Below are 12,765 nucleotides of genomic sequence, written 5' to 3'. Positions count from 1 at the left end.
CGCCACGATGTCTTGGCCGATCCGCTAAGGTCAGGCTAAGTTAGGTAACCCTTACCGCCGGACTCGATGACGCGTGCGGCTGCGGTACGCCTCGGCAGATATCTCGATGTCGAGATAACTCTAGTACATGGGGCCGGGATGGTCATGTCCCGGGGCTTCGACATGCGCCCTTTGCATGACCATGCGCCTTCATGCATACTCTTCCTATGTCCAAGGTCCTCACCTCCCTGCCCACCGGCGAGCGCGTCGGCATCGCCTTCTCGGGCGGTCTCGACACCTCGGTCGCGGTCGCCTGGATGCGCGACAAGGGCGCCGTCCCGTGCACCTACACCGCCGACATCGGCCAGTACGACGAGCCCGACATCGCCTCGGTGCCCGGCCGCGCCAAGACCTACGGCGCCGAGGTCGCGCGTCTGGTCGACTGCCGCGCGGCGCTGGTCGAGGAGGGCCTGGCCGCGCTGACGTGCGGCGCGTTCCACATCCGCTCCGGCGGGCGGGCGTACTTCAACACCACGCCGCTGGGCCGTGCCGTCACCGGCACGCTGCTGGTGCGGGCGATGCTGGAGGACGACGTCCAGATCTGGGGCGACGGCTCGACCTACAAGGGCAACGACATCGAGCGGTTCTACCGCTACGGCCTGCTCGCCAACCCCCACCTGCGGATCTACAAGCCCTGGCTGGACGCGAACTTCGTGACCGAGCTCGGCGGCCGCAAGGAGATGTCGGAGTGGCTGGTCGCCCACGGCCTGCCCTACCGGGACGCGACGGAGAAGGCGTACTCCACCGACGCCAACATCTGGGGCGCCACCCACGAGGCCAAGACCCTGGAGCACCTGGACACCGGCATCGAGACGGTCGAGCCGATCATGGGCGTCCGGTTCTGGGACCCGTCGGTCGAGATCGCCACCGAGGACGTGACGATCGGCTTCGAGCAGGGCCGCCCGGTGACCATCAACGGCAAGGAGTTCGCCACCGCCGTCGACCTGGTGATGGAGGCCAACGCCATCGGCGGCCGACACGGCCTCGGCATGTCGGACCAGATCGAGAACCGGATCATCGAGGCCAAGAGCCGCGGCATCTACGAGGCGCCCGGCATGGCCCTGCTGCACACCGCGTACGAGCGGCTGGTCAACGCGATCCACAACGAGGACACCCTCGCCCAGTACCACAACGAGGGCCGGCGCCTCGGCCGCCTGATGTACGAGGGCCGCTGGCTGGACCCGCAGGCCCTGATGATCCGTGAGTCGCTCCAGCGCTGGGTCGGCGCCGCGATCACCGGCGAGGTCACCCTGCGGCTGCGGCGCGGCGAGGACTACTCGATCCTCGACACCACCGGTCCGGCGTTCAGCTACCACCCGGACAAGCTCTCCATGGAGCGCACCGAGGACTCGGCCTTCGGCCCGGTGGACCGGATCGGCCAGCTCACCATGCGCAACCTCGACATCGCCGACTCGCGCGCCAAGCTGGAGCAGTACGTCGGCCTCGGCCTGATCGGCACCGGCAGCCCCACCGTCGGCGCCTCCCAGGCCGCCGCGACCGGCCTGATCGGCACCATGCCGGAGCTGCCCGAGGGCGGCGCCGAGGCCATCGCCTCCCGCGGCGAGGTCTCCGAGGAGGACGCGCTGCTGGACCGCGCGGCGATGGAGTCCGGCACGGACTGATCCGCCGGGACGGACCATCGAAAAGGCCGGTTCGACGCCACGGGCGTCGGGCCGGCCTTTTCAGGTCATCCCCCGCCATCCCCCACCTCAATCGAGCCCGCGCCACTAGGCTCACCGGATGATCATCTGGCTGAACGGAACCTTCGGCGCGGGCAAGACCACCACCGCCGGTGAGTTGGTCGACCTCGTGCCGGACGCGACGATCTTCGACGCCGAATACGTCGGCTACATGCTGCAGCACGTCCAGAAGCTCCCCTCGGTGGGCGACTTCCAGCACTGGCCGCCGTGGCGCCACCTGGTGGTGGAGACGGCCGCCCAACTGCTCGGCTACCTGGGTGGGGCGCTCGTCGTGCCGCAGACGGTTCTCGTCGAGCGGTACTGGACGGAGATCCGCACCGGCCTGGAGAAGGCGGGCATCCCGGTCCACCACTTCGTGCTCCACTCCGACCCGGACACGCTCACCCGGCGGATCGAGACGGACGACGTGACCAACACCCGGTTCCCGAACGCCCGGCAGTGGCGACTCGACCATCGCGCCGCCTACCGCGACGCCCTGCCCTGGCTGAGCCGAGAGGCCGAGGTCGTCGACACCGCCCCGCTCTCCCCTCAGCAGGTCGCCCGGCTGATCGCCGACACCGTTTCCGCAGCCACTCCGTGACGAGCTGCCATCAGTTCGGCAAGTCGGGGTAACCGGGAGACACGTACCCCGACATCGGAGGGAGGCATCCGTGCCCCTCACATTCCGCAAGAGCTTTCGGATCCTGCCCGGAGTGCGGCTGAACATCAACCGGCACTCCTGGTCCATCACCACCGGTGGCAGGCACGGGCCACGGCGCACGCACAGCAGTACCGGACGTCGTACGACATCGATGGATTTGCCCGGACCTTTCGGGTGGCGTCGTACCCGTACCACCAGGCGGCGTTGACAGCCCGTCACCCGAACGGCCCCCCTGGGAATGTTCCATCTCATATCTGAGATAACCTCAGTCCCATGGCAGACGATTACCTCGTACGCATCGGCAAGCTCATCCGTGACGCCCGGCAACACCGTGGCTGGACACAGACGCAGCTGGCCGAGGCGCTCGGCACCTCCCAGAGCGCCGTCAACCGCATCGAGCGCGGCAACCAGAACATCAGCCTTGAGATGATCGCCCGAATCGGCGAAGCCCTGGACAGCGAGATCGTGTCCCTCGGCTACGCCGGTCCGATGCATCTGCGGGTTGTCGGCGGACGTCGGCTGTCCGGTTCCATCGATGTCAAGACCAGCAAGAACGCCTGCGTGGCCCTGCTGTGCGCCTCGCTGCTCAACAAGGGGCGCACAGTGCTGCGCCGGGTCGCCCGCATCGAGGAGGTGTACCGCCTGCTGGAGGTGCTCAACTCCATCGGCGTGCGCACCCGTTGGATCAACGACGGTGTCGACCTGGAGATCGTGCCGCCGGCCGAGCTGAACATGGCGGCGATCGACGCCGAGGCCGCCGTACGCACGCGGTCCATCATCATGTTCCTCGGCCCGCTGCTGCACCGCATGGACCACTTCAAGCTGCCCTACGCCGGCGGCTGCGACCTCGGCACACGGACCATCGAGCCGCACATGATCGCCCTGCGCCGCTTCGGTCTGGACGTCGCGGCGACGGAGGGCCAGTACCACGCGGTGGTCGACCGTGCCGTCCGCCCCGACCGCCCGATCGTCCTGACCGAGCGCGGCGACACGGTCACCGAGAACGCGCTGCTGGCCGCCGCGCGGCACGACGGCGTCACCGTCATCCGCAACGCCTCCTCCAACTACATGGTCCAGGACCTCTGCTTCTTCCTGGAGGCGCTCGGTGTCCGGGTCGAGGGCATCGGCACGACGACGCTCACGGTCCACGGCGTAGCGAACATCGACGTGGACGTCGACTACTCCCCCTCCGAGGACCCGGTCGAGGCGATGAGCCTGCTGGCCGCCGCGGTGGTGACGGAGTCGGAGCTGACGGTGTGTCGCGTACCCATCGAGTTCCTGGAGATCGAGCTGGCGGTCCTGGAGGAGATGGGCCTCGACCACGACCGCACGCCCGAGTACTTCGCGGACAACGGCCGTACCCGGCTGGTGGACCTCACCGTCCGGCCCTCCAAGCTGGAGGCGCCGATCGACAAGATCCACCCGATGCCGTTCCCGGGCCTGAACATCGACAACGTCCCGTTCTTCGCGGCCATCGCGGCCGTCGCGTCCGGCAAGACGCTGATCCACGACTGGGTCTACGACAACCGCGCGATCTACCTGACCGACCTCAACCGCCTCGGCGGCCGCCTCCAGCTGCTGGACCCGCACCGCGTCCTGGTCGAGGGCCCGACCCGCTGGCGCGCCGCCGAGATGATGTGCCCACCCGCACTGCGGCCCGCCGTGGTCGTGCTGCTGGCGATGATGGCGGCGGAGGGCACGTCCGTCCTGCGCAACGTCTATGTCATCAACCGGGGTTACGAGGACCTCGCCGAGCGGTTGAACTCCATCGGGGCGCAGATCGAGATCTTCCGGGACATCTGAGTCGACGATGCCGCCGCGCCCTTTCTGAGCCGCGCGACTGCGAGGCCGGGGAGGGTGCGGCGGCATCTCCGTGCTCTCTGCGCTCCAGGGGCGGCCCTTGGTTCAGACCCGCGTCGCGTTCCGGTCGAGGATGGCCCGCAACCGTTCGGCATCCGCCGGTGTGGCGGTGCCGCGCTTGGGGAGGACGACGATGCCGACGCTGTGCTTGTCGGGTGTCATCAGCACGAAGAGGGCGCCTGTCTCCGCGTACCGGGTGATCATCGGCCATCGGTACGTCGTCTCGCTGTCCCGCGAGGTCACCCGCACCCCGGTGTCGTCCACAACAGCCCGGAACTCCCCTTGCAGGGCGACCATCCGCTGCACCTGCCGCCCCTGAAGGACGGGCACCAGCACATACACACCCACGCACAGGGCCAGCGCGGCGACGCAGAGAACCGTCGACCTGAGGCTCGGCCCCTTCGGCCCTGTGAAGTTCACGACGAGAGCACCCGACACCACGATCGCGCCGGCGAGAATGACCCCGCCCTGCACCCGCCCCGCCGGTGTGGCCCGCATCCGCTCGCGGAGTGCCCCCGTCACGTCCGCGGTCGTCGGCACGTAGGCCAGCTCCACCGTGCTCGTATCCCGCACGGTCTTTCCCCAGATCGTCGCATTGCCGGGGCGCGATCGTAACGGGTCCCGCCGACAGCCGGGCCAGGGCCGGGGCCATGCCTCGTCGGGCCCGGCGGAAGCCGAGTCCCGCCCGGGTAGGCGGCGGCGTGATCTACGTCACCAAGATCTCGAACCGAGTGATGTTTCCCAGCCACGGCCCGCTGGGTGGAGCGGGCCACCTGTGTGTGTCGGGTGTGCCTCAGGTGACTTCTTCGTGGCCTTGCGCCGTCCAGCGGCTCTGGGCCTTCTACTGGGGTGGGTTCGTCGTGAGTCGTCGTACGTCGCATGCGTACAGACCGTTGAGCTTGAAGCGCCGGGCATGGCTGACGCTCGGTGCGGTGGTCCTGGGGGGCGCGGGTGTGGTGACCTACGCGGTCGCCAGCCCGTCCGGCGATCCGGGCACGGGTGGCCGGGCCAAACGGCCGGTGAAGGTCTACGACCTCGCCCTGAAGGGGGCGACGGGCGGCAAGCGGGAGCTGCCGCGCACGGACACCGAGCAGTTCTCGCTGGTCGGCGTGTCCTGGGCGGGAGCCGTCAAGCGGCTCGAGGGCACGGCGCAGGTGCGCACCCGCGACCTGGAGAGCGGCGCGTGGAGCGCCTGGCGGGACCTCGAAGTGAACATCGACCCGCCGGAGGACCCGGAGGCCGGGATGCGCGGCGCGTCCGAGCCGCTGTGGGCCGGTCCCTCCGACGGCGTCCAGGTCCAGGTCGTCCACGAGGACGGCACCGCGGGCGCGCTGCCCAAGGGGCTTCAGGTCAACCTGGTCGACCCGGGCGTGGTCACCGACGCCGAGGCCGAGGCCACCGAGCCGGCGGCGTTCGTCGCCGCGGAGAGCGCCCCCGCGGCTACACCCACCGACTCCACGGCTCCCACGGACGGTACGACGCCGACGGACGGTACGACGCCGACGGGCAGCCAGACCCCCACGGCCCCGGCACCCACCGACCCCACGGCCACGGCCACGTCGGCGCCCACCGGTTCGGCGTCCGCGTCCCCTTCGACTTCGCCGACCCCGTCGGCCACCACGCCGTCCGCGCCGCCGTCCACCGTGCCCAAGCCGCCGGTGACCTCGCGGGCCGGCTGGGGTGCGGACGAGTCGCTCAGCCCCGACCCGTCCGAGTACAACGCCGGCGTCAAGGCCGTCTTCGTGCACCACACCGACGGTGCCAACGACTACTCCTGCGCCGACTCCGCCTCGATCGTGCGCGGCATCTACGCGTACCACACGCAGGTCAACGGCTGGAACGACATCGGCTACAACTTCCTCGTCGACAAGTGCGGCACCGTCTTCGAGGGCCGCAAGGGCGGCGTCGACCTTCCGGTGCTCGGCGCCCACACCTACGGCTGGAACCGGGAGTCCGCCGGCATCGCGGTGCTCGGCGAGCACACCTCCACCAGCGCCTCCAACGCCGCGCTGACCTCCGTCGCCCGCGTGGCGGCCTGGAAGCTCGGCCAGTACGGCGCCGACCCGGCCGGAACCGTGCAGCTCACCGCGGGCGCGAGCCAGAAGAACTACTTCGGCACCAGCTTCACGGCGGGCGCCACGTACACGTTCAACCGCATCTCCGCCCACCGCGACGGCTACAACACCCAGTGCCCGGGCAACTCCCTCTACGCCCAGCTGCCGACCGTCCGCACCTGGGCGGCCGGCCCGGTGCAGGGCCTGAAGGTCACCTCGCTCTCCGGCGCGGGCCTGTCCGGCTCGACGTACTACACCAAGGGCGCCGTCAGCGTGAAGTGGACGGCCACCACACCGTCCTCGCTCATCAAGAGCTTCCAGCTGCTGGTCGACGGCAAGACGGTCGCCACCATCTCCGGTACGGCCACCTCCGCGAACACCACCCTGGCCCTGGGCAGCCACACCGTCGCCGTGCGGGCGGTGCACCAGTCCGGCAGGACCGTGACCACGGCCGCGCTGAACGTCGTCGCGGAGACGACCGCACCGACCTTCACCACCACACCGAAGCTCTCCCTGCGCACCGGCACCGTCAACACCGCCGCCGTCCCGGTCACCCTCGGCTGGAAGGCGACCGACAACGCCGCGCTGAGCTCCGTGAAGCTGCTGGCCCCGACCACGGCCACGTACGGCCCGACCACCACCAGCTCCGCCAAGACCGCCAAGTCCGGTACCGCCACCACCTGGTCGATGCGTGCCTACGACTACGCCGGCAACTACCGCACCTCCTCCCCCGCCTACACCCCGGTGATCCTTCAGGAGACCTCGGCGGTGAAGTCCGGCAGTTGGACGACCCGTTCCTCCACCAGCTACCTGGGCGGAAAGTCGTACTCCAGCGGCTCCAAGGGCGCGAGCCTCACCTGGACGTTCACCGGCCGCTCCGCGTCCTGGGTGGTCTCGCGGGCCGCGAGCTCGGGTCAGGTGTACGTCTACGTCGACGGCGTCAAGGTCAGCACGGTCGACCTGAAGTCCTCCACCACCCTCTACCGGCAGGCGATCTGGACGAAGACCTGGTCCAGCAGCGCCAAGCACACCGTCAAGATCGTCGTGGTGGGCACCAGCGGCCGTCCCACCATCACCACCGACGGTCTCGTCTACATCAAGTAGCTCCCCGACCCCTCGTGGGATGAGGGAGGCACGGCGTGCTGCGGCACGCGGAGTCGCCGCCCGGCCCGCCACGGCCTGGACACCCGCAGCATCCACGGAAGCCGTGTCGCCCTGACCGCGCGGTACAGTGCGCGGTACAGCGCGCGGTACAGCGTCGCGCCCCTCCGGTCGGGGAGGGGCGCGACGTGCCACGTGCTGCGGGGTGTTTACCTGCTGCGGTGGGGGCGCCCGGTCGACGGGGCCGCCGTCAGGCCTTCGTCAGGGTGATGTCCGTCTTCGACGTCGCGTGGAAGTGGGGCAGCGGCAGGCCGCCCAGGTCGTCCGCGGGGCGGAGTTCCACGATGGTGGCCTCGACGTTCGCCTTGCCGTGCTTGAGGGTGGCCGAGGAGGTCTTGCTCTTGTTCTCCCAGCGGTGCTTCTTGCCGTCGCACACGGCGAGGGTGCCGCCGATGGCGTAGCGGGCGGTGGAGGACTTCTGGCCGACGGAGGCGCTCACGAAGACGGGACCCGTGCTGTCGGCACAGCGGTAGGTGCCGGCGACGGTGACGGTGCCGTCCGCGGCCATGCGGACGGTCTTGTCGACCGTCACGGTCTCCTTGGGCTCGGCGGTGACGTCGGAGCCGGCGAGGGCCGGGGGCGCGGCGGCCAGCAGGAGCAGGACGGCGCCGGCGGCGGTGGCGAGGGCGGGGCGCAGGGGCATGGGATGACCTCCCGGTGGACGGAGTGGGGCGTTCCACTCGTACCCGGCCGGTGTGCTTATGGGCGTGATCGTCACCCCTTCGGTGGCGAGTCCGCCTCGACCTTCGTGGATCGGTCCGAGAGTTGTCCGCGTGTTGTCACGGTTCACGGCGGGCCGTTCCGATGAGTTCCTGAGGAGAGGATGGTCTACCCATATGGATGGCCCACACGGATCGTCCGCCCGATATGGAGGTGCGCCATGTGTACCCACCAGCCTTCGTGCCCTTCTTCCGACCACCACAGCGCCCATGTGGTCGCCGCCCACCCCGAGCAGGGCTGGAGCCTGCTCTGCGACGGGGCGATCCTCTTCGACGACAGCGGTGAGCTGCTGCCCGACGGCCGCGTCGTCGCCCCGCACCGGGTGCCGGCCGAACGCCTCGCCATGGCGGCGTGAGCACGATCTACGGCAGTACCGCGAAGCCGTCGAGCTCGACCATCGCCCGTTCGTCCCAGAGCCTCACGACCTCGACGACCGCCATCGCCGGATAGTCCCTGCCCGCCAACTGCCGCCAGACGCAGCCGAGTTCGGCGACCTGGGCGCGGTACGCGGCGACGTCCGTGGCGTAGACGGTGACCCGCGCGAGGTCGGCCGGTGCCCCGCCGGCCGCCGCCAGCGATGCCAGCAGATTGGTGAGCGCCCGCTCGAACTGTTCCGGCAGCGTCTCCCCGACCACCTTGCCGTCGGCGTCGAGCGCGGTCTGTCCGGCCAGGAAAACGACGCGTGAGCCGGTCGCGACGACCGCGTGGGAGAAGCCGGTGGGCGGGGACAGGTCGGGCGGGTTGACGCGCTCGGTACTCACTGGCCGGCCTCCATGTCCGCGTACAACTCCTTGGCGATGATGCCGCGTTGCACCTCGCTGGCGCCTTCGTAGACGCGCGGTGCGCGCACCTCGCGGTAGAGGTGTTCGAGCAGATGGCCGCGGTGCAGGGCACGGGCACCGTGCAACTGGACCGCCCTGTCGACGACGTACTGCGCGGTCTCCGTCGCGAGCAGCTTCGCCATCGCGGCGCGCCGGGGCACGTCCGGGGCCTCCTCGTCGTACGCCGTCGCCGCCGCGTACACCATGAGACGGGCCGCCTCCGTGCGCAGGGCCATCTCGGCGACCTGGTGGGCGACGGCCTGGAGGTCCTTCAACTTGCCGCCGAACGCGTCCCGTCGGGCCGTGTGGGCGAGGGTCGCGTCCAGGGCGGCCTGGGCCATGCCGACGGCGAAGGCGCCGACGCTGGGCCGGAAGAGGTTCAGGGTGCCCATCGCCACCCGGAAGCCGCGGTCCGGTTCGCCCAGCACATCGTCGGCGGTGACCGGGACGGCCTCGAAGTCGAGGCTGCCGATGGGGTGCGGGGACAGCATGTCCAGGCCCGCTCCGGTGAGGCCGGGGCGGTCGGCGGGCAGCAGGAATGCGGTGACGCCCCGGGCGCCGGCGCCGGGGGTGGTGCGGGCGAACACGGTGTAGAAATCGGCCTCGGGGGCGTTGGAGATCCAGCACTTCTCGCCGGTGAGCCGCCAGCGGGCGGGGCCGTCGGGCTCGGCGGCGAGTTCCAGTGCCGCCGCGTCCGACCCGGCTCCCGGCTCGCTCAGCGCGAAGGCCGCCACCGTGCTCCCCTCGGCCACGCCGGGCAGCCAGCGGTCCCGCTGGGCGGGGGTGCCGTACGCGTGCACGGGATACGCGCCCAGGCCCTGTAGGGCGAGCGCGGTCTCGGCCTCCGTGCAGGCGTACGCGAGGGACTCCCGCATCAGGCACAGGTCTACCGCGCCGGAGGTGAACAGCCGTTGCGACAGCCCCAGTTGGCCGAGCTCGGCGACGAGGGGACGGTTGACGTGCCCGGGCTCGCCCTTCTCCGCGAGCGGGCGCAGCCGTTCGGCGGCCAGGGCGCGCAGTTCGGCACACCATGCGGTTTGCGGTGGATCGAGTGAGAATGCGGGCATTGCCGACCTCCCTGCGGGGCCGTCCGCGACGGGCCCTCTCGACGGACCTCCTCGCGGGCCTCCTCGACGATATCGCGCACCATTGACTGTCGTCACCAACACGATACGCTCCCAGTGCGAGCCCACCGCGATGCCCAGATGCACGAGCCCACAAGGCAGCCCACACGGCAAGGGGGCGAACCGCCATGGCCGGTCTGCACCGCTCCGCCCACGTCGACACCTTCGCCCGCGAGCATCTGCCACCGCCCGACCAGTGGCCCGAGCTCCACTTCGACCTGCCGGGGCTGCGCTACCCCGATCGGCTCAACGCCGCCGCCGAGTTGCTCGACGGCCCGCCCGACGAGCGCCCCGCGTTCCACACCCCGTCCGGCGACACATGGACGTACGGCACACTGCGCGCCCGCGTCGACCGGCTCGCACATGTGCTCACCACCCACCTTGGCGTCGTCCCGGGCAACCGGGTGCTGCTGCGCGGCCCGACCACACCCTGGCTGGCCGCCTGCTGGCTGGCGGTGCTGAAGGCGGGCGCGGTCGCCGTCACCGTGCTGGCCCAGCAGCGGCCGCAGGAACTGCGGACCATCTGCGAGATCGCCCAGGTGCGGCACGCGCTGTGCGACATCCGGGCCGTCGACGACCTCGCCAAGGCCGAGATACCCGGCCTGCACCTCACCACGTACGGCGGCGACGCCCCCGACGACCTCCTGCGCCGCCCCGTGTCCGACGGGCCGTACCCCGCCGCCGACACCGCGGCCGACGACGTCGCCCTCATCGCCTTCACCTCGGGGACCACCGGACGGCCCAAGGGCTGTATGCACTTCCACCGGGATGTGCTCGCGATAGCCGACACCTTCTCGGAGCATGTGCTCCAACCACATACGGACGATGTCTTCACCGGCAGTCCCCCGCTCGGCTTCACCTTCGGCCTCGGCGGCCTCGTCGTCTTTCCGATGCGGGCCAGCGCCAGCGCCCTGCTCCTCGAACAGGCCGGTCCCCGGCAGTTGCTGCCCGCGATCGGCGAGCACCGGGTGTCCGTGCTGTTCACCGCTCCGACGGCGTACCGCGCGATGCTCGACGGCCTCGACTCGCACGACATCTCCTCGCTGCGCCGCTGCGTCTCCGCGGGTGAGAACCTGCCCGCCGCCACCTGGCGGGCCTGGCACGAGCGGACCGGGCTGCGCATCATCAACGGCATCGGCGCCACCGAGCTGCTGCACATCTTCATCTCCGCGGCCGACGAGCACATCCGGCCGGGGAAAACGGGGCGGCCGGTACCGGGCTGGCACGCGCGCGTGGTGGACCACGAGGGCCGGGAGCTGCCCGACGGGGAGCCCGGGCTGCTCGCCGTGCGCGGACCGGTCGGCTGCCGGTATCTCGCCGACCCGCGGCAGCGCGAGTACGTGCAGGGCGGCTGGAACATCACCGGTGACACCTACGTCCGGGAGAGTGACGGCTACTTCCGCTATGTCGCCCGCGCGGACGACATGATCATCTCGGCCGGATACAACATCGCCGGCCCCGAGGTCGAGGAGGCCCTGCTACGCCACCCGGACGTCCTGGAGACGGCGGTGGTGGGCCGGCCCGACGAGGCACGCGGGCAGGTCGTGGTGGCATACGCGGTGCTCAGGGAGGGTGCGCGGCGCGACGTGGAGGCGCTGCGGGCGTTCGTCAAGGCCGAGCTGGCACCGTACAAGTGCCCGCGCGAGATCGTCTTCCTGGACGCCCTGCCGCGCACCGCGACCGGCAAACTCCAGCGCTTCCGGCTGCGCGACGCCGGCCCCCCACGAGGTGACCAGCAGTGATCCGTACGAACTAAGATGATCAACGTGTCCGACCAGCATGCACCACGGTCTCTCATCGTCACGCTCTACGGCGCCTACGGCCGCTACATGCCCGGCCCGGTACCGGTCGCCGAGCTGATCAGACTGCTGGCCGCGGTCGGCGTGGACGCCCCTTCCGTACGGTCGTCGGTGTCCCGCCTGAAGCGGCGCGGGCTGCTGCTGCCGGCCCGTACGGCGCAGGGCGCGGCCGGGTACGAACTCTCCCCGGACGCCCGCCAGTTGCTGGACGACGGCGACCGGCGCATCTACGCCACCGTGCCGCCGCAGGACGAGGGCTGGGTGCTCGCGGTGTTCTCGGTGCCGGAGAGCGAGCGGCAGAAGCGGCACGTCCTTCGGTCCCGGTTGGCCGGTCTCGGCTTCGGGACGGCGGCTCCGGGCGTGTGGATCGCGCCGGCGCGGCTCTACGAGGAGGCACGGCACACCCTTCAGCGGCTGCGCCTGGAGGAGTACGTCGACTTCTTCCGCGGTGAGCATCTCGGCTTCACGCCGACCGTCGAGGCCGTCGCCCGATGGTGGGACCTGGCCGCCATGGCCAAGGAGCACGAGGCGTTCCTCGACCGTCACGCGCGCGTGCTGCACGACTGGGAGCGGCGGCAGGACACCCCGTCGGAGGAGGCCTACCGCGACTACCTCCTCGCCCTGGACTCCTGGCGCCACCTCCCGTACACCGACCCCGGCCTGCCCGCCCGGCTGCTGCCCGAGGACTGGCCGGGCGCCCGCTCGGCCGCCGTCTTCCGGGGTCTGCACGAGCGCCTGCGGGACGCGGGAGCCACGTACGCCGGCCACCGTCCGGCTCACCGGGCCGCCGAGCGCGGGCAGGACGGCCATCGTCCGCCTGCCCGGTGAACGGCCGGCGGCCGAGGGA

General features: G+C 70.8%; 12 protein-coding genes. 8 read left to right on the top strand and 4 right to left on the bottom strand.

Annotation, left to right across the window (positions count from 1 at the left end; genetic code table 11):
• Nucleotides 1-206: 206 nt before the first annotated feature.
• From argG to KUM44_RS25925, 4 genes are all read left to right on the top strand, one after another.
• A complete protein-coding gene (gene argG / locus KUM44_RS25940) occupies nt 207-1,661 on the top strand; it encodes an argininosuccinate synthase (protein WP_217211565.1) in 1,455 nt (484 codons plus the stop codon).
• Nucleotides 1,662-1,779: 118 nt separating this feature from the next.
• Nucleotides 1,780-2,319, top strand: a complete 540-nt coding sequence (locus KUM44_RS25935) for an AAA family ATPase (RefSeq protein ID WP_217211564.1) — start codon at nt 1,780-1,782, stop codon at nt 2,317-2,319.
• A 70-nt stretch (nt 2,320-2,389) separates the two neighbouring features.
• Nucleotides 2,390-2,587 (top strand): DUF4236 domain-containing protein, encoded by a 198-nt coding sequence (locus tag KUM44_RS25930; protein WP_217211563.1) that lies wholly within the window; start codon nt 2,390-2,392, stop codon nt 2,585-2,587.
• Between the two features lie 65 nt (nt 2,588-2,652).
• Nucleotides 2,653-4,182 (top strand): UDP-N-acetylglucosamine 1-carboxyvinyltransferase, encoded by a 1,530-nt coding sequence (locus KUM44_RS25925; RefSeq protein WP_217211561.1) that lies wholly within the window; start codon nt 2,653-2,655, stop codon nt 4,180-4,182.
• A gap of 102 nt (nt 4,183-4,284) precedes the next feature.
• Here the strand turns inward: KUM44_RS25925 and KUM44_RS47265 are convergent, their stop codons facing one another.
• The gene (locus KUM44_RS47265) at nt 4,285-4,812 is read right to left on the bottom strand and encodes a YcxB family protein (RefSeq protein WP_217211560.1); all 528 of its coding nucleotides are present in this window, start codon (nt 4,810-4,812) and stop codon (nt 4,285-4,287) included.
• 326 nt (nt 4,813-5,138) lie between these two features.
• On the opposite strand from KUM44_RS47265, the gene KUM44_RS25915 reads away from it, so the two are divergent.
• On the top strand, nt 5,139-7,397 hold the full coding sequence (locus KUM44_RS25915) for a peptidoglycan recognition protein (protein ID WP_217211558.1): 2,259 nt from the start codon (nt 5,139-5,141) through the stop codon (nt 7,395-7,397).
• Between the two features lie 247 nt (nt 7,398-7,644).
• On the opposite strand, the gene KUM44_RS25910 is transcribed toward KUM44_RS25915, so the two are convergent.
• Nucleotides 7,645-8,097 carry a DUF6299 family protein gene (locus tag KUM44_RS25910; protein ID WP_217211555.1) on the bottom strand — a complete coding sequence of 151 codons (453 nt, stop codon included), beginning with the start codon at nt 8,095-8,097 and terminating at the stop codon, nt 7,645-7,647.
• Nucleotides 8,098-8,334: 237 nt separating this feature from the next.
• Between KUM44_RS25910 and KUM44_RS25905 the strand changes: the two genes are divergently transcribed.
• Complete coding sequence (locus tag KUM44_RS25905; protein ID WP_217211553.1) at nt 8,335-8,529, top strand: DUF5999 family protein; 195 nt, start codon at nt 8,335-8,337, stop codon at nt 8,527-8,529.
• Nucleotides 8,530-8,536: 7 nt separating this feature from the next.
• On the opposite strand, the gene KUM44_RS25900 is transcribed toward KUM44_RS25905, so the two are convergent.
• On the bottom strand, nt 8,537-8,935 hold the full coding sequence (locus tag KUM44_RS25900; protein WP_217211552.1) for a RidA family protein: 399 nt from the start codon (nt 8,933-8,935) through the stop codon (nt 8,537-8,539).
• On the bottom strand, nt 8,932-10,062 hold the full coding sequence (locus tag KUM44_RS25895) for an acyl-CoA dehydrogenase family protein (protein ID WP_217211550.1): 1,131 nt from the start codon (nt 10,060-10,062) through the stop codon (nt 8,932-8,934). Before KUM44_RS25895 ends, KUM44_RS25900 begins: the two co-directional genes overlap by 4 nt.
• A gap of 185 nt (nt 10,063-10,247) precedes the next feature.
• Here KUM44_RS25895 and KUM44_RS25890 point away from each other — a divergent pair, with 185 nt between their 5' ends.
• Together KUM44_RS25890 and KUM44_RS25885 are read left to right on the top strand one after the other, a co-directional pair.
• Nucleotides 10,248-11,861: an AMP-binding protein gene (locus tag KUM44_RS25890; protein WP_302186046.1), complete on the top strand. Its 1,614-nt coding sequence runs from the start codon at nt 10,248-10,250 to the stop codon at nt 11,859-11,861.
• 15 nt (nt 11,862-11,876) lie between these two features.
• A complete protein-coding gene (locus tag KUM44_RS25885; protein WP_217211548.1) occupies nt 11,877-12,746 on the top strand; it encodes a PaaX family transcriptional regulator C-terminal domain-containing protein in 870 nt (289 codons plus the stop codon).
• Nucleotides 12,747-12,765 lie beyond the last annotated feature (19 nt).

Origin of the sequence: Streptomyces sp. AC550_RSS872, assembly GCF_019049285.1 — a bacterium.
In the GTDB taxonomy this organism is placed as follows: domain Bacteria; phylum Actinomycetota; class Actinomycetes; order Streptomycetales; family Streptomycetaceae; genus Streptomyces.
The sequence above is the reverse complement of the archived record's forward strand: the minus strand, read 5'-3'. Positions and strand labels throughout refer to the sequence as shown.